Origin of the sequence: Nitrosomonas sp. Nm34 (assembly GCF_900113925.1) — a bacterium.
Lineage (GTDB): Bacteria > Pseudomonadota > Gammaproteobacteria > Burkholderiales > Nitrosomonadaceae > Nitrosomonas.
The window spans coordinates 57,141-74,909 of the sequence record NZ_FORD01000004.1 but is presented as its reverse complement, the minus strand read 5'-3'; the positions used below and the strand labels follow the sequence as shown (position 1 = coordinate 74,909).

Sequence of the window (17,769 nt, the reverse complement as noted above, 5' to 3'; positions counted from 1 at the left end):
AATGGATTTTCTGACGCCTGATTTGACTCCTGCTTATCCAGAGATATTTTTGCTGGTAATGGTATGCGTGGTGATGCTTACTGATCTAATCGTGGGAGAAAGGAGACGTTATTTAGCTTTTTTTCTGGCACAGCTCACATTAATCGGCTGTGCAATACTCACGTTAACTACTTTCTCTTCAGAAGCCAACTATACCTTTTCAGGTATGTTTATCGATGACGCAATGTCAGATATCCTTAAATTGATGGTTTATGCAACAGTAGCGGCCGTATTGATCTATTCGCGCATTTACATCGGTGTAAGGGGAATGTTTCGAGGTGAGTTTTTTAGCCTTGCCTTGTTTGCGACACTTGGGATGATGGTCATGATTTCGGCCAGCCATTTTTTGACGCTCTATTTGGGGTTAGAACTGCTTTCACTTTCGCTTTATGCAATGGTTGCTTTACAGCGAGATTCAACTGTTGCCACCGAAGCAGCTATGAAATTTTTTATATTAGGTGCGCTGGCTTCAGGCTTCTTACTATATGGCATGTCCATGGTGTATGGTGCAACAGGTAGTTTGCATACTTCAAAGGTAGCAGAGATTATCCAATCAGGCACAATTGATCATGCAGTATTAATAATTGGCCTGGTGTTTATTGTGGCAGGCATTGGCTTTAAGCTCTACGCAGCTCCTTTTCATATGTGGGCTCCAGATGTTTATCAGGGGGCACCTACTGCGGTGACACTCTTTGTGGGTTCCGCTCCCAATCTAGCGAGTTTTGGTTTTGTGATGCGATTGCTCATTGACGGATTAGGAGAGTTGGTAGCTGACTGGCAAGGTATGTTAGTCATTCTGGCGGTGGCATCGATGGTCATTGGTAATCTCGTCGCTATTGCGCAAACTAACATTAAACGGATGTTGGCCTATTCGACCATATCACATATGGGTTTTGTGTTATTTGGCTTTATTGCTGCTGGAGAAAATGGTTATAGCTCATCATTATTTTATGTTGCGGCCTATGTGTTAATGACGTTAGGTGCTTTTGGCATCATTATGATGCTTTCACGAGAAGGCTTTGAGTCTGAGAATATCAGTGATTTTAAAGGACTGAATCAGCGTAGCCCATGGTTGGCTTTGATCATGATGTTATTGATGCTTTCCATGGCAGGGATACCGCCGATGATTGGTTTTTATGCCAAACTGGCTGTTCTGCAAGCTGTATTAGGAGTAGGCTATATATGGCTGACTGTAGTAGCCGTGATGCTGTCATTGATAGGTGCATTTTATTATTTACGTATTATTAAGTTGATGTATTTCGATGCACCTGAAATCGACAAGCCTATTTCGACTGGAATGGATATCAAGGTTTTGATCAGCATTAATGGTTTGGCGGTGATCATGTTGGGTATTTTTCCACAAACGCTCATGGGACTGAGTCTTTATGCTATCCAGCAGTAGAGATATAGACTAAACCAGCTATCAATCTAAAATATAAATAACCTAACCTTTTATAACTGGTGGAGGTATTTTTTTCTATGGCAAATAGTCAACTTGAAGCTGTTATCACATCCGAGCAATCATTTATCCAGAACCAACCCACCATGTTCTAGCAGAGTGAATATTTGATTGAATACAAATAATTTAACGGATGCATTCCATTTGCACATTAAGATAGTACAAAGAGAGTCGCAGGCAGCATACATAATACGGTAAGGAAAGCAGACAAAGTCGGGTTTAAATTAAAAATGGTATAAAATACTCCGCCAGAAAATGTAGCGGAACATGTTAGCGGTGCCCTTTAATAATTTGCTGCTTCCCTGTATGGTGCAGTCTTACTTTATGATTTAGTATAGCTAATCCGGTAAACAGCACCTGCTTCATCGTCAGATACAAGCAAAGCACCGTCTGGCATGATGAGTACATCCACTGGTCTTCCCCACGCCTTTCCGTTTTCTAGCCAACCCTCTGCGAATATTTCTTTTCTGAGTACTTTGTTATTTTCCAGATACACCCATTCCAGTCGATAACCGTTATGTGTGCGCTGATTCAAAGAACCATGCTCAGCAATGATAATCTGATTTTTGTATTCGGCTGGGAACATGTCGCCTGTATAAAATCGCATTCCCATTGGAGACACATTTGCGTCTAACTCAACGGCAGGTGGGGTGGATCGTTCACAGCCGCGCTTTGCTCCAAATTTGGGGTCAAGAATGTTTTTCCCATGACAATAGGGGAAACCAAAGTGCATACCTTTACTAGGCGCATGATTAAGCTCATTCGGAGGCAAACTGCCACTCATCCAGTCCCTTCCGATATCCGTAAACCATAATTCTTTTGTTTCAGGGTGCCAGTCAAATCCAACCGAATTGCGTACACCTTGAGCAAAAATTTCATAATTGCTTCCATCAGGCATGAGGCGTGAAATGAGTGCATATCGAGACTGATCTGCTTCACAAGCATCGCAAGGAGCGCCTACTGAGGTGTAGAGCAAATCGTCAGGACCAAAAGCAATAAAACGCTCTGCATGATAGGATTCCTTAGGAAAACTATCGATTACAACCGTAGGCTGAGGTGGCTGATCAAGATTTTCTTCAATCTGATCATAACGAAGGATCCGGTTGATTGCTACCACATATAATGCTCCTTGATGAAATGCAACACCAGAAGGTAATTTAAGATTGCTGGCAATGGTTCTAATCTGCCGTTTACCATGATGATCCGTGATAGCATAAACATTGCCTGCAGATTTTGATCCAACAAATACCGTTCCTTTGTCACCTATTGCAAGCGCGCGAGCATCAGGTACTTTCGCCCATAAGCTGATGGAAAAACCGGGTGGTAATTTGATTTTTTCAAGAGGCAAATCTACGTCTTGGGCAGCAGCTTGTGTGCAATTGCCAAAAATAAGAATAGAAAGAGTTAAAAATAGGGACAATTTCATAGCATGCGTTTATTAGGATGATTGTTATTTTGATTAGATATTTCTTAGTTAAAGGGAGAAAATTAAAAAATATTGGTATTCATAGTTAATTTTTTAATTTTCAACTTGAAATTTATTAATTCATCCCCACAATGTTACCGCATTTTTTAAGGAGAAAACTATGCAGGCTGCAATAAACAAAGAACATATGAGTTTTCAGGCTGAGGCCAAACAGCTTTTAAAGTTAATGATTCATTCTTTATACAGCAATAAAGAAATATTTTTACGCGAGTTGATCTCAAATGCTTCAGACGCGGCTGATAAGTTACGTTTCGAAGGGTTAACAGATGCTGCTTTATATGAGTCAGACTCTGATCTAAAAATTCGTGTAAGTTATGACAAAGAGGCGCGTACTATTACTATTTCAGATAATGGTATTGGCATGTCCCGCCAGGAGGTCATTGATAACATTGGCACGATTGCCAAGTCAGGTACACGAGATTTTTTTAATTCATTAACAGGTGATGAAGCCAAAGATGCCCATTTGATCGGGCAGTTTGGGGTAGGTTTCTATTCTGCATTTATCATAGCGGATAAAGTAACACTGATTACACGGCGTGCCGGCCTGACACCCGAACATGGGGTGCAGTGGGAATCGACTGGAGAGGGAGATTACACGCTAGAAACAGTGGAAAAGAAAGATCGTGGTACCCAAATAATTTTGCATTTACGGGAAGATGAAGACGAGCTATTGAGTGGTTTCCGGTTAAAATCAATCATTCGCCGATATTCAGATCACATTACCTTGCCTATTGTGATGAAGAAAGAAGAATGGTCGCAAGAGAGTAATGACTATAAAATTACTGAAGAAGATGAAACCATTAATCAAGCGAGTGCTTTGTGGGCGCGACCAAAAAGTGAGATTACAAAGGAGCAATATGAAGAATTCTACAAACATGTCGCTCATGATTTTGAACCCCCACTGGCTTATATTCATGCCAGGGTAGAAGGTAAGCAAGAATACACGCAGTTACTTTACATCCCATCGCGTGCACCCTTTGACTTATTTGATCGTGAACGTCGTCACGGTATCAAATTGTATGTTAAGCGCGTTTTTATCATGGATGACGCAGAAAAATTATTGCCGAATTACTTACGTTTTGTGCGTGGGATCATTGATTCTAATGATTTACCACTCAATGTTTCGCGCGAAATTCTGCAAGAATCGAAGGATATTGACAATATTCGAGCTGGCTCAGTTAAGAAAATTCTTGGATTGATTGAAGACTTTGCTAGTAGTGATAAAGAAGAGGATCGCGATAAGTTCAAAACCTTCTGGAAGGAATTTGGGCAAGTATTGAAGGAAGGTGTAGGTGAAGATTATGCTAATCGCGAGCGTATCGCTAAGTTACTACGTTTTGTTTCAACTCACAGTGATAATGACGAGCAAACGGTATCGCTTGATGATTATGTTGCACGCGTGAAAGAGGGACAAGAAAAAATCTATTACGTGACTGCCGATAGCCTAAAAGCTGCTCGAAACAGCCCGCATCTGGAGATATTCCGCAAAAAGGGAATTGAAGTTTTACTCCTATCCGAGCGTGTAGATGAATGGTTAGTAGCCAACTTATCCGAATATGGCGGTAAATCTCTACAATCAGTAGCCAAAGGCAGCCTTGATCTCGGTAAATTAGAAGACGAAGCAGAAAAAAAAGAGCAAGAAAAAGAAGCCGATGAATATAAGGAGCTCACCACAAAAATGAAAGAAGTATTAGGTGAGCGTATCAAGGATGTACGGGTGACATTCCGTTTGACCGAATCACCTGCGTGTCTAGTCGTGGATGCCTATGATATGAGCGGTAATCTGGAACGTATGCTTAAATCCGCAGGGCAGAAAGTGCCCAATACCAAACCTATTTTAGAAATTAATCCACATCATCCCATGGTACAACGCCTGAAATACGAAGAAGCAAAATTTTCTGATTGGAGCAATATACTGTTCGATCAGGCCTTGCTTGCTGAAGGCGGCCAACTTGAGGATCCGGCAACCTTTGTTAAGAGGTTGAATGATTTACTTTTGCAAAATGTGCTGAGTGGTCAATAATAAAACGGCTGATGGGGGCGCGATCTTGTTGTTTGCCCCCACTAGGCCTGTAGATTGAAGGGGAGGAGAGACAATGAGTGATACAACGGAAGCCGGACCATTGAAGGATTACCAGGCAAGATTGATCACACCCTTTGCTGTATTAGGTATCAGTACAGAACAAGATTGGTTGACCGACATCGATTATCTCCCGTTGGATGTTCCTCCACTCGCCCCAGACGATCCGCTGGCAGAAGAAGTTTGTCGTCAACTGCTAGCTTATCAGGATGATCCGGCTTTTGTTTTTGATCTTTCGCTTCATATCGCGGGGACTCCTCATCAAAAGCGGGTATGGGAAGTTATTCAGCAGATTCCATGTGGATCAACTCGAAGTTATGCCGATATTGCTCGTCAATTACATTCTGCACCCCGTGCAGTGGGACAAGCATGTGGTGCCAATCGTCTTCCTATCATTGTGCCCTGTCATCGTGTCATCGCTAAAAACGGTGGTCTCGGAGGCTTCATGCACGCAAGCGATGGTATGCCACTTAATATCAAACGCTGGCTCCTTAACCATGAACGCGTATGAATTCATCTGAGATAAATGCAAAGTTATTAGATGAATTCACTGATGCACTATGGCTTGAAGATGGTTTATCCCGGAACACCCTGGCAAGCTATCGCAGTGATTTGGAGCAATTAGGCGCATGGTTAATTAAACAAAGCCAACAAACACAATCGTTCATCGACGCAACCCATGCTGATTTATTGGCATTTTTAGCCAGCAGAGTTTCCTCTATGGTCAAAGCCAGTACCACAAGTCGCGAATTGTCAAGCATGAAGCGGTTTTATCGTTTCTTGCTGCGCCAGGGAAAAATCAGAATTGATCCCTCTCTCAACATTGAAAGCCCCAGATTACCACGCTCTCTACCTGAGAGCCTGGCTGAGGCAGAAGTTGAAGCATTGCTCAGCGCACCAGATATCACGCAGCCATTGGGCCTGCGTGACCGTGCGATGCTGGAGGTGCTTTATGCGACAGGACTACGTGTATCTGAGCTTGTGGGCCTTAGAGTTGCTCAAGTCAGCTCGGATATGGGCATAGTGCGTGTCATGGGTAAAGGTAGCAAGGAACGTTTGGTTCCTCTTGGTGAAGAAGCGCTTTACTGGGTGAATGAGTATGTCGAAAAGGCTCGCCCATGTTTGTTGGATAACAAAGTGACCGACAAATTATTTGTGACAGCCCGCAGTGATACCATGACCCGTCAAACTTTCTGGCATCTCATTAAGCGTCATGCACAACAGGCTGGTATTGTTAAATCCCTATCACCCCATACCTTGCGCCATGCGTTTGCCACCCATCTTCTCAATCACGGTGCTGATCTGCGTGTTGTCCAGCTATTACTGGGGCATGCAGATATTTCTACTACACAGATTTATACCCATGTAGCCAGAGAAAGATTAAAGCAACTCCATGCTAAACATCATCCCCGAGGTTAGTCTGTGCTTAATTCCATTTCGAAATTAAACATGACGAAAGTCGAGCCACAGATAGTATCAATCATACGGATGCGGAAGGTGAAGCCGACAAGCCGGTTTTGATGTCGAAATAGAATAAATACTCAATATCAACTTCTTTTAGTCAGCAACAGAAAAATAGTCGCACTTATCAGTAGCAAAAAAGCCAAAAGTGACCAATCTGGAATAGTAAGAGACAGCAGCTGCCAGCTGACATCTGCGCAATCGCCATTCGCTTCAAACATACCAGGCCACCACTCTGCAATAGGTAATGCATTCAGAAAAGCCTCCTCTGGGCTGATACCGCACTCAAAGGATTCAGGATAACGTATCAGCCAGGCATGGCGACCCGCAATGATGGCACCCAGCAGAGCAAAGATAAGTATCAGACTGCCATATACTCTGCGCCCGATTTTTGGGGGGTTATGCAGGAAAGCTACTAGTGCAGTCAGCCCGACGCACCAATAAGCGATGCGTTGTGCTACACAAAGCGGGCATGGCAGTAAGCCTTCTACCCTTTGCAGAAAGAGCGCATAACCAATCAAGCCGGCGCAACTTAAAAAAATTAATAAGAAGATAATTCGCATCGATTGGCTTCTCTAAGACACTTTAGTTGAAGATGATTAAGGGTATTGGAGTAATAGATAATTTTATATAAATAATATTTCAAGATAAGGTGGTATCAGATTGCTGACAGTCAATGTTTTTAGTTTTCTTACGCATACTGCCACTGATTATTTTATATTCAAGTAGGCGGCATTCCAATGCGCCATTAAACAAGGGAATACGGTGTGAGGCAGTTAACCGTATCAATTTGGGCAAGAGCGGATCGGCGGTAAAAATATAAGCATTCCAGCCCGGGAATTTCTTTTTCAGCACATCTCCTAGCTTGGGGTAAAGTTGTGCAAGCGCTTGTTGCTCGCCAATACGTACGCCATAAGGAGGATTAGTGACGATGATTCCATTTGCAGCTGGCGCAGCGATTTCGAGCACATTGGCTTGCTTTAAGCCGACGATATCGATCAATCCAGCGGCAGTCAGATTATTGCGAGCATGAGCGAGTGCATAGCCGTATAAGTCACTGCCAAAAATGGGCTGAGGAGTGTGAGGGAGTTGTTGAGCCTGAGCTGATTGTTTGAGCTGTTGCCATAATGTCGCATCCAGTAATTTGAATTTTTCAAACGCGAAATCCCGCCCTGATCCCGGTGCAATGCGACAGGCCATCTGAGCTGCTTCCATTAAAAAGGTACCACTACCACACATCGGATCAAGTAACGGTATACCAGGTTGCCAGCCAGCAAGATATAAAATACCTGCCGCTAAATTTTCACGTAAGGGCGCTTCTCCAGCATGTTGTCTTAAACCGCGTTTAAACAGCGCTTCACCTGAAGTATCCAGATAAAGGGTCAATATCTGGGCATCAAGAAAAGCGTGAATACGAATGGCAGGGTTGACGGTATCGACATTCGGGCGCTGATCACAAACGTTACGGAATTTGTCACAAATAGCATCTTTGATTCTAAGTGTGACGAAATCCAGGCTGCGCAATGGACATTTTATGGCGGCTAAATTGACTCGTATAGACAGTTCCGGGCCAAACCATTTATGCCAAGGTAGCGCATGAGTGATGTCATAAATATCTGCCTCATTGTGGTAGGGCTGACTGGCAATTTGCCATAGAATTCGACTGGCGATACGGCTTTCTAGATTAGCACGATAACAAATACGCCAATCACCTTGAAACGCAACACCACCGTGTAATGTTTGAATCGCTGCTGCACCAAGTTGTGCCAACTCACTGGCGAGCACGGATTCAAGGCCGCGCGGGCAGGGTGCAAAAAAATGCTGAAATTTCATGGAGTAAATCAGTCAGTTGACGCTATTTTTTATTTTCCTGTCCATGCTGCATAGGCAAACAACAGCCATGCACTCATGTAAGAAAGACCTCCGAACGGCGCGATTACGCCCAGTCCACGTATTCCGGTGACACTTATGATATAAAGTGTGCCGGAAAACAATACAATGCCAATAAACATTAGCCAGCCTGATAATTTCAATAATCGCGATTGTGATAAATTGGTTAATAATCCCAACCCAACTAAGATAAGCCCTAGCGCATGGTAAAAATGATATTGCACGCCGGTTTGAAAGATAACGAGCATATCGGTCGTCAATGCATGCTTTAAGCCATGCGCGCCTAAAGCACCGAAAAGTACGCATAAAAAAGCATTAATCGCACCAAGTGTAAGAAAGATTCTGGGCATTATCAGTTAAATTCCTTTTAAATTATTTATGAATAAGAGTGAGATAAAAATTTATCCACGAAGTCATTCCATTTCCAGATCAAACATGACGCGAAGACGAGCCGCAGACAGGATCAATCATACGGCAAGTGAAGCCGACAAAGTCAATTTTGATTTAGAAAAGGGGTAACGTTGCCAAAGTCTGCATCACTCTGATCCAATTGTCTATCAACACTTATTTTCCTGTCTCAGTTACCTTAGCCTGCGCCCATCCTTTAGCAAAAGTGATTCGGATATCATCCATCGCGTGAATTTGTTGCCAATTATGTACAATATGACCATCAGTTGTATAAGTAATGCTATAACCACGCGCTAGGACCGCTTGCGGATTGAGATGTACCAGGTAGGCCTGTTGATGCTGAAGATTATTTTCCAACATTTGGATTTGATGTATGCCGGCACGGCGTAACCGAAGCGCCATATCATGTTGCTGTTTGAACAGAAAAGGAATATCTGGTGAGCTTGTGTGCATGCGCCGATTAAGCTCATTTAGCTTCCAGCAAAGTGTTTCCCTATATCTTAAGTAAGCATTTAACAACCTTTCCTGCAAGTGATGAAGATGCTTTGCTTGATGGTAAATACGATCGCCGGGATGTTGCAGACGGTGCGTCAGCAAATCCATCATTTGCATGCGTCGCTCAATGCTACGTTGTATTGCATGCCGCATGCGCTGACCTAAATGACCGAGGTGATTGGAAATCTCTTGAGCGTTTGGAGCAGCAATTTGTGCGGCGCCTGTCGGGGTAGGGGCGCGCACATCTGCGACAAAATCAGCAATAGTAAAGTCAGTTTCATGGCCAATACCCGTTACAATGGGAATAGAGCAAGCATAAATGGCTCGTGCGACAATTTCTTCATTGAATGCCCATAAATCTTCAATCGACCCGCCCCCACGGCAGAGGATCAATACATCACATTCCATCCGTTCCATGGCTAAGTGGATGGCAGCGGCTATCTTGGCAGCGGCGCCTTCTCCCTGCACCGGTGCAGGATAAATAATTACGGGCAATGCCGGCATTCGGCGCTGCAATGTCGTTAACACATCATGTAATGCAGCAGTATTGAGCGAAGTAATAATGCCGATTTGCCTCGGGAAAGTAGGCAGTGCTTTTTTGTGAGTTGGATGGAATAATCCTGCTTGTTCCAGCTTAGCTTTAAGCCGTTCAAACGCTTCATATAATAATCCTAGTCCGGCACGGCGAATGTTTTCAACATTAAGTTGGAATTCACCCCGTGCTTCATAAAGTGTTACTAAAGCGTGAACCTCTACTTGCATACCTTCTTTAGGTTGCCAGTTCAGATACTGATTTTTATGATGAAACATGACACAGCGTACTTGAGCGTTGGTATCTTTGAGAGAAAAATACCAATGACCAGAATGGTATTGCTTCAGATTGGAAATTTCACCACTTACCCATAAGAGCGGCAGGGCATGTTCTAGTAGCTCCCTTGCACTCCGATTTAATTCGGTGACACTTAATATGGATTGAAAGCCAATAGGCTGAAAGGAAAGATTCATTTTACTATTTTACAATAATTCATATTTATCCTAATTATTCTTTAGAAAGTGAAATATCTTTTGGAAAAAAGTATGATAATGCAACATATTGTTATTAAATAATTTTTATTAAGTTCAGAAATTAAACAGATTTAAAAATAATCCTTTATAAGACTAATTTTTTACATTATTCATAGGCTATAAACAAACTTATCCACAGAAGTTATAGATAATTCCATTTCTAAATCAAACATGACGCGAAGGCGAGCCGTAGACAGTATCAATCATACGGCAAGGTGAAGCCGGCAAAGTCAGTTTTGATTTAGAAATGGAGTAAGAAAGAATATTGATATTTTCTTGCTGAAAACACCTTGTCACGGTAAATTATGATTCGCTATATCTTTTTTACTCTTGATTTTTTATTATAGCGGGCATCTCGGATTAAACGTTCAGTACGCGAGTGTTCTTCACAATCTATCTGATTGACTCAACAAAGTATTCAGCAATTGTAAAATATATGAAATGCCACTATCTGGGAGATTAACGCGTGTTTTCAATTATTCAAGCTGCCGGTTGGCCGATATGGCCAATCATCTTTGCTTCCATTGTCGCAATTGCCATTATCGTCGAGCGTTTATGGAGTCTTCGTCTGAGTAAGGTCGCTCCAAGAGATTTACTGCCAAGCATATTAGAGGAATACAATAGAACAGGAACAAACGCAGAGATGTTGTCGCGCTTAGAGAACAACTCACCCTTGGGGCGCATTTTTGTAGTAGGGCTCAGAAATGTCGGTAATTCACGTGAAGTTATGAAAGAGTCCATTGAAGAAGCAGGGCGTAGCGTGGCACATGAGCTTGAACGCTATCTGACTACATTGGGAACCATTGCTTCCTTGAGTCCGTTAATGGGATTATTCGGCACATTAATTGGTATGATCGAAATTTTTGGTTCCAATGCGCCTACAGGGAGCAATCCGGCACAACTCGCCCATGGTATATCGGTAGCATTGTATAATGCTGCCTTTGGCATACTTGTAGCGATACCCAGCATGATTTTTTATCGGCATTTTCGTGCGAAAGTAGATACTCTTGTCATGGAAATGGAATTGCAGGCTTTGAAGCTGGTTGAAGTTATCCATGGGGAACGTCAAATTTAAACAAGATAAACAATAGTAGTGCCTGACATAAGCTAAATTTTGTCAGCTTTTTTGGATGATCCTTTATCACAATATCTTATTGTGTATTTTACTATTTCTGTTTATATAAGTTGCGCTTTCCTGTCTAATGTGTGATTTAAAGGAGTTGTTTTGTCAAATTATGGTTGTTCTCTTGTTACTGGGGGAGGGGGGTTTATTGGGACACATCTAGTAAGTCAGCTTCTGGAACAAGGTGAGACAGTAAAAGTATTGGAGCTTGAAGATGTCTCCCTGCCGAATGACGTACAAGCAATAAGAGGTTCTGTAACTGATGCTGATACGGTGCGACGTGCTTTAAAAGGTGTGCAACGTCTTTATCATCTGGCGGGTAACCCGGATTTATGGGCGCAAGACAAGCGCGTGTTCAAGCAAGCGAATTACGAGGGGACACGTACTGTATTATCAGAGGCAGCGCAAGCGGATCTTGAAGTTGTGGTATATACTTCTACTGAGTCAATATTGACTGGCAAGAAACAAGGAGATCGCCCTATTGATTCATCAACCCAGCGAGAACTGCATGAAATGCCTGGGCCTTATTGTCGTTCAAAATTTCTTGCAGAACAACTAGCTTTTGACGCTGCAAGAAAAGGATTGCCAGTAGTGATTGTTTCTCCGACATTACCCATAGGACCTGGCGATCGAAGGATTACACCTCCCACGCGTATGATTCTGAATTTTTTAAATTATAAAATACCTGCTTATCTTGATTGTAAGTTTAATATGGTTGATGTGCGGGATGTGGCGAAAGGGCATATTCTGGCAGCTCAGTATGGCCGTCCAGGGGAGCGTTATATTCTGGGTAATGAGAATCTGACTTTGGGGGAGTTATTGCTAATGATTGAAAAGATTACTGGATTGGCTATGCCAAAATTTCGCATTCCTCACTGGGTCGCTTTCATTGTGGGAGCGCTATCTGAGTTGTCAGCGGATTATATTACGCATAAACCTCCCAAGGCTCCATTGACAGGGGTCAGACTCGCAGCCCGTTCCATGTTTTTCGAGAGTAATAAAGCCGTGAAAGAATTGGGTTTCCAGCAAAGCTCAATACGACAGGCCCTGATTGACCAGATTGAATGGCTGGTTAAAGAAGGGTACGTGACGGGTACTTTAACACTACATAAGAATATGTGATGCATCATGTTTATAAAATTCTGTTTAGCCTTTTCTATCCAGTATTTTAGTGGCTATAGAGGCTAATCATTTTAACAAGATAAAAGGCTGGCTTTGGATATGAGACAAAATCATTTAGTTATTATCTTGTTGTCTTTTCTGGTGATGGTCTGTACAGGTTGTACATCTACACCAAAAAATGAAAATGAGATGGATATGGCCGATCCTCATGAATCCTTTAACCGTAAATCTTATTGGTTTACGGACGTGATTGATCGGAATATTTTGGAGCCAGTGGCAGATGTTTATATAGAGCATGTGCCTGTTGCTATACAGCGTCCTATTGGGAATTTTTATCGCAACCTCGCTTATCCGAATGTTGCCTTGAATGCTTTCCTGCAGGGGAAAATACGTCAGGGATTTGAGGACAGTCTACGTTTCGCAATTAATTCAACCATTGGTATATTCGGGCTCGCTGATATGGCGGGCCATATGGGTTTCAAGGAACATGATGAGGATTTTGGGCAGATATTGGGCGTATGGGGGTTAAATAGTGGCTCTTATATATTTGTTCCCGTATATGGACCAAGCAGTCAGCGAGATATAGCGGATTTACCTGTCAGTTTATTTACTGATGCTTTGTTTTATGCGAGTTATGCCATCAGTGGGCCCATAATGATTCCCCTTGTATTTCTAAGAGTAGTAGATAAGCGCGCAAGACTTTCAGGACCAATGAAAATTCGTGATCAATCGGCTTTGGATCCGTACCTGTTTGTACGCGAAGCCTATACACAGCAACGGGAATTCCTGATCCATGATGGTAACCCTCCCACCGATCGTTATAATCATCTTTATATCGATATAGAAGAAGTGGATGATGATGAGAATGATGAAAAGAGTGATGGCGAGAATGATAAAAAGAGGAATGAGGTTACTGAATAAATCAGTTTCAGGTGTGGTAGATCTTTATAGTAGTACTTTTTTGTTGTGAGGTAGCAACTGGATATCAGAATTTTGTATTTAAGTTGAATAACAAAAAAGAGAGGTTCATAAAATAATTATATTTCAATATGTTGAATAGAGGTTTCTAATGTTTATGTCTAGAATGTCACAACAGGTCTTTGCCTTTATAAACATAAAAAGGACAGCCCTGATGGGTCAATGGCTGAAATCAGGCAATTTGACTATAGACGAAATGAATACATCCAAGCTGAATAACGCCATTTCTTCAGCACGCAACGCATTATATTCTGTACAAGAAAAAAATGGTCACTGGTGTTTTCCATTAGAAGCAGATTGCACGATTCCTGCCGAATACATCCTGATGATGCATTTTATGGATGAAGTAGATACCGTTCTCGAACACAAGTTGGCTCGCTTTATTCGTGAGCAACAAGATATGACTCATGGTGGCTGGGCGCTTTATTATGGCGGTGCATTTGATCAAAGCTGTAGTGTCAAGGCTTATTATGCACTGAAGCTCGTGGGAGATTTTCCCGATGCCCCGCACATGGTACGTGCCCGCTCTGCTATTCTGGCGCATGGTGGGGCAGCGCGCGCCAATGTGTTTACTCGACTATTGCTTGCCATGTATGGCCAGATACCGTGGCGGGGTGTTCCGTTTGTTCCTGCAGAGATTATTTTGTTCCCGCGCTGGTTTCTTTTCCATCTTAGTAAAGTGGCGTACTGGTCGCGTACTGTCATGATTCCACTTTCTATTCTCTGCTCTTTAAAAGCCAGGGCGGCTAATCCAAGAAATATCGATGTGAGGGAGTTATTCACGGTTCCACCCGAAGAAGAACAGGATTATTTCCCAGTCCGTACTCCGCTTAATCGATTTTTTTTGTATATGGAGCGCTTGGGCTCAAAACTTGAACCGCTGATTCCAACCTTTGTACGGAAAAAAGCATTACATCGCGCAGAGCAATGGGTGATCGAGCGTCTTAATGGGGAATGTGGGTTAGGAGCTATTTTTCCAGCTATGATCAATGCTTATGAGGCTATGGCGTTGCTCGGCTATGCCTATGATCATCCCTATCGCCAGCAATGCCGCCTAGCACTTCAGGGATTGCTGGTTGATGAAGGTGAGCGTGCATGGTGTCAGCCTTGTACCTCTCCAGTTTGGGATACTGTTTTGGCCTGTCTTGCCTTACAGGAGGATCCCAATGCTGATCAACGACCAGTTCGACGAGCCCTTGACTGGCTCATTACTCATCAGATACTGGATGCCCCGGGTGATTGGCGTGAGCGACGGCCAGATTTACCGGGCGGTGGCTGGGCATTTCAATATGCTAATCCGCATTATCCGGATCTGGATGATACCGCTGCGGCCGCCTGGGCGTTGCATCAAGCTGGCTACGCTGATTATCAGGAAAATATACAGCGTGCAGCCAACTGGCTTGCTGGTATGCAATCTAGTAATGGTGGCTTTGCCGCTTTCGATATTGATAATACTTATTATTATCTCAATGAGGTGCCTTTTGCAGATCACGGTGCTTTGCTTGACCCACCCTCTAGCGACGTGACCGCTCGATGTACCGGTTTCCTGGCAATGTATGGTGATCAGCAACATACGCAGGCAGTGGAACGTGGTCTGGCCTATCTATTTAGCGAACAAGAAGCCAGTGGTGCTTGGTTTGGTCGATGGGGCAGCAATTATATTTACGGTACTTGGTCGGTATTAGAAGCCATGCGGCTGGCAAATGTTGACAAGGAGCATCCGGCTATCCGTCGTGCGGTAGAGTGGTTAAAATCTGTTCAGCGGGATGATGGTGGCTGGGGCGAAACCAATGATACGTATTTTGATCCTCAGCGCGCTGGACAATTTGAGCAGAGTACCTCATTTCAGACAGCTTGGGCATTACTTGGTCTGATGGCTGCTGGAGAAATACACAGCAAGACAGTTGAGAAAGGAATTAAATATTTGCTTAAGACGCAGAATACTGATGGATTATGGTACGAACCATGGTTTACGGCACCAGGCTTTCCGCGTGTGTTTTATTTGAAATATCATGGTTATTCAAAGTATTTTCCCTTGTGGGCGTTGATACGATATCGTGCGCTGACTGGGAGAAATCCTTCGTGAGCTTAGTAGGCATTGTCACCGCAATGCGCGCAGAAGCGAAATGCATCACGCCACGCCGGCTTCCTTTCAATGAAATGGTTCGGCTCAGAGAAGGAACGGCAATCTGGGTATGTGGTATAGGAAGTGAGGCTGCCCGGCAGGCTGCAGCGGGATTGCGTGACAGAGGAGTATCAGCTCTTGTGAGTTTTGGCGTAGCAGGCGCATTGGATGAGACTTTGCGCCCTGGTGATCTGGTTCTTCCTGAACGTGTCCATACGGAGTATGCTCACCCTGTCGCCTTGGAATGGCGTAATCGCATCATACAGCATCTACCCAAGCACGTGAAAGTCGCGGGAGGCACCTTAGCTACCAGTCAGCAGGTATTGACTTCGAAAGACGAGAAACGGAGATTTTCTGCAAAAAATGGCGCCTGTGCGGTCGATATGGAAAGTGGCGCTATTGCCGAGATCGCGATCAATGCTGGAATACCCTTTGTAGCAGTACGTGCTATTACTGATCCTCTCGAATTTTCGCCTCCACCCATCTTAATGAGTGCAGTCTATCCTGATGGCAGTGTCAACATGCTCTACTTGCTAGAGTTGATTTTGCGCCGCTCCGTTAATGTGGGTACTTTGCTGCGTCTTGCGCCGAGTATGCGTGCAGCTTGTGCTACGCTGCTGTCGGTAGTGAAACATGCGGATATCGAATTAGGGGGTACATTTTCACCTCAATATTGAACTAAAAACCCGCTGTTGATTGCTTGATTGGAAAGTTGGCTCAGGATATAGCGGTCTCTTCAAGATTTTCTCATTCACTAGAATGAGATGCGGTCGCTACCAAATGTACCGTAGCCGCACTTCGATTACCGTACACTCCACCGCGATCAACGGCGGGTTTTTGGTTGATTTATTTCACAACAGTCGTCTTTTGTCCCCTCGGGTGAATCCTATTAGCGGTTGGTTGATTCCTCTGCCATAAGCGATCGCCTTGAATAATTCACCCATTTCAGCTGGACTGACTAATCTTTGTAATTGATTGGCCAATGGCAAATATTGATGGGGAATGTCAGCGGGTGTTCGAGATAGCACCTCAGTAATACCGCAATTGATTAACCAGTTTGCTTGAGTGGTATAGCCAAGTAACTGCAGATCGCTCGCTAATGCAACCTCATTGATCGCGCTAAAATTAACGTGGCTGGTAATATCCTGCAATCCAGGTAAGTAAAAGGGGTCATCGTGAACATGGTGGCGATAATGGCACATCAGGGTGCCCTGGTTGCGCTGCGGATGATAATATTCGCTTTGTCCGAAGCCATAGTCAATCAGCAGAATCACGCCTCGGTGAAGTATCTGTGCCAGGCTGCGCATGAAGTGTCGATTAGCTAGACTGATTTCACTGAGGTAGCGGAAGGAACCGTGATTCATTGCCTCTTTAAATGGAGGTAACGCTTGTGCAATTTCAAATAACTCTCCAGCAATCAAAGGGCGATCCTGCCATTCAAAATTTTGTTGGTCCCAGGTAACACCGCGTTCGTAGAGATGATGGTCTTGCCATATTACCAAATGAACCGGCATCGCATCGAGCACTTCGTTGGCCAGTATAAGTCCGTTAAATTCATGTGGTAAGCTGGTAAACCATTGTACTAATGAAATAAGATGCGGCGCACATTTTTTGAATAGTTCGCGTTGTCGCTGCTGTAAATCAGCGCTAACTTCCAAAATAAAGTATTGTCGTGGTAGATGGTTCAATTGCTCCAGTTCAAGCAGTAGATCGAGTGCCAGTTTGCCAGAGCCTGCGCCAAACTCCAGAATATCGCTATAACCGATCAGTTCGAATATCTGAGCAGCTTGCCGTGCCATGGTTTTACCAAATAATGAAGAGATTTCCGGTGCTGTGACAAAGTCGCCGGCATAGCCCAATTTGGTAGCGCCAGCGCTGTAATAGCCCATGCCAGGTGTGTAGAGGGTTGCTTCCATAAAATCAGCAAATGAAATCCAACCACCTGCGGCATTAATTTTTGCCTGGATAGTGTTTTGTAACGCTTTACTATGCTGAAGCCCGGCTTCGCTGGAGGGAGGTAAAGTAATAGAAGGCATAT

The 17,769-nt window shown here is 43.6% G+C and carries 15 protein-coding genes; 9 read left to right on the top strand and 6 right to left on the bottom strand.

The window, feature by feature from the left end:
* Nucleotide 1 precedes the first annotated feature (1 nt).
* Entirely contained in the window at nucleotides 2–1,441 is a 1,440-nt protein-coding gene (nuoN, locus tag BM283_RS02940) for an NADH-quinone oxidoreductase subunit NuoN (RefSeq protein WP_090689236.1), read from the top strand.
* Nucleotides 1,442–1,820: 379 nt separating this feature from the next.
* Here the strand turns inward: nuoN and BM283_RS02935 are convergent, their stop codons facing one another.
* Nucleotides 1,821–2,924: a PQQ-dependent sugar dehydrogenase gene (locus BM283_RS02935; protein WP_090689230.1), complete on the bottom strand. Its 1,104-nt coding sequence runs from the start codon at nucleotides 2,922–2,924 to the stop codon at nucleotides 1,821–1,823.
* Between the two features lie 160 nt (nucleotides 2,925–3,084).
* Here BM283_RS02935 and htpG point away from each other — a divergent pair, with 160 nt between their 5' ends.
* The 3 genes from htpG (at nucleotide 3,085) to xerD (ending at nucleotide 6,483) form a co-directional block, all read left to right on the top strand.
* A complete protein-coding gene (htpG, locus tag BM283_RS02930) occupies nucleotides 3,085–5,007 on the top strand; it encodes a molecular chaperone HtpG (RefSeq protein WP_090689227.1) in 1,923 nt (640 codons plus the stop codon).
* A gap of 73 nt (nucleotides 5,008–5,080) precedes the next feature.
* Nucleotides 5,081–5,575 (top strand): methylated-DNA--[protein]-cysteine S-methyltransferase, encoded by a 495-nt coding sequence (locus BM283_RS02925; protein ID WP_090689224.1) that lies wholly within the window; start codon nucleotides 5,081–5,083, stop codon nucleotides 5,573–5,575.
* Nucleotides 5,572–6,483 carry a site-specific tyrosine recombinase XerD gene (gene xerD / locus BM283_RS02920; protein WP_090689221.1) on the top strand — a complete coding sequence of 304 codons (912 nt, stop codon included), beginning with the start codon at nucleotides 5,572–5,574 and terminating at the stop codon, nucleotides 6,481–6,483. Before BM283_RS02925 ends, xerD begins: the two co-directional genes overlap by 4 nt.
* 128 nt (nucleotides 6,484–6,611) lie before the next feature.
* On the opposite strand, the gene BM283_RS02915 is transcribed toward xerD, so the two are convergent.
* From BM283_RS02915 to xseA, 4 genes are all read right to left on the bottom strand, one after another.
* Nucleotides 6,612–7,088, bottom strand: a complete 477-nt coding sequence (locus BM283_RS02915) for a disulfide bond formation protein B (RefSeq protein WP_090689219.1) — start codon at nucleotides 7,086–7,088, stop codon at nucleotides 6,612–6,614.
* Between the two features lie 79 nt (nucleotides 7,089–7,167).
* Nucleotides 7,168–8,358, bottom strand: coding sequence for a THUMP domain-containing class I SAM-dependent RNA methyltransferase (locus tag BM283_RS02910; RefSeq protein WP_090689217.1), 1,191 nt, complete (start codon nucleotides 8,356–8,358; stop codon nucleotides 7,168–7,170).
* A 29-nt stretch (nucleotides 8,359–8,387) separates the two neighbouring features.
* Nucleotides 8,388–8,765, bottom strand: a complete 378-nt coding sequence (locus tag BM283_RS02905) for a DUF423 domain-containing protein (RefSeq protein WP_090689214.1) — start codon at nucleotides 8,763–8,765, stop codon at nucleotides 8,388–8,390.
* Between the two features lie 214 nt (nucleotides 8,766–8,979).
* Nucleotides 8,980–10,323 carry an exodeoxyribonuclease VII large subunit gene (gene xseA, locus BM283_RS02900; RefSeq protein WP_090689211.1) on the bottom strand — a complete coding sequence of 448 codons (1,344 nt, stop codon included), beginning with the start codon at nucleotides 10,321–10,323 and terminating at the stop codon, nucleotides 8,980–8,982.
* A gap of 526 nt (nucleotides 10,324–10,849) precedes the next feature.
* Between xseA and BM283_RS02895 the strand changes: the two genes are divergently transcribed.
* The 5 genes from BM283_RS02895 to BM283_RS02875 all read left to right on the top strand — a co-directional run bounded on the left by BM283_RS02895 (nucleotide 10,850) and on the right by BM283_RS02875 (nucleotide 16,408).
* The gene (locus BM283_RS02895) at nucleotides 10,850–11,458 is read left to right on the top strand and encodes a MotA/TolQ/ExbB proton channel family protein (protein WP_090689208.1); all 609 of its coding nucleotides are present in this window, start codon (nucleotides 10,850–10,852) and stop codon (nucleotides 11,456–11,458) included.
* Between the two features lie 150 nt (nucleotides 11,459–11,608).
* On the top strand, nucleotides 11,609–12,628 hold the full coding sequence (gene hpnA / locus BM283_RS02890) for a hopanoid-associated sugar epimerase (protein WP_090689204.1): 1,020 nt from the start codon (nucleotides 11,609–11,611) through the stop codon (nucleotides 12,626–12,628).
* A 99-nt stretch (nucleotides 12,629–12,727) separates the two neighbouring features.
* Nucleotides 12,728–13,549 carry an MlaA family lipoprotein gene (locus BM283_RS02885; RefSeq protein WP_090689201.1) on the top strand — a complete coding sequence of 274 codons (822 nt, stop codon included), beginning with the start codon at nucleotides 12,728–12,730 and terminating at the stop codon, nucleotides 13,547–13,549.
* Between the two features lie 211 nt (nucleotides 13,550–13,760).
* Nucleotides 13,761–15,692 (top strand): squalene--hopene cyclase, encoded by a 1,932-nt coding sequence (shc, locus tag BM283_RS02880; protein ID WP_254776118.1) that lies wholly within the window; start codon nucleotides 13,761–13,763, stop codon nucleotides 15,690–15,692.
* Nucleotides 15,689–16,408: a phosphorylase family protein gene (locus BM283_RS02875; RefSeq protein ID WP_090689196.1), complete on the top strand. Its 720-nt coding sequence runs from the start codon at nucleotides 15,689–15,691 to the stop codon at nucleotides 16,406–16,408. The genes shc and BM283_RS02875 overlap by 4 nt, the downstream gene beginning before the upstream one ends.
* A gap of 174 nt (nucleotides 16,409–16,582) precedes the next feature.
* Here the strand turns inward: BM283_RS02875 and BM283_RS02870 are convergent, their stop codons facing one another.
* Nucleotides 16,583–17,767 (bottom strand): class I SAM-dependent methyltransferase, encoded by a 1,185-nt coding sequence (locus BM283_RS02870; RefSeq protein WP_090689194.1) that lies wholly within the window; start codon nucleotides 17,765–17,767, stop codon nucleotides 16,583–16,585.
* Between the last annotated feature and the right edge of the window lie 2 nt (nucleotides 17,768–17,769).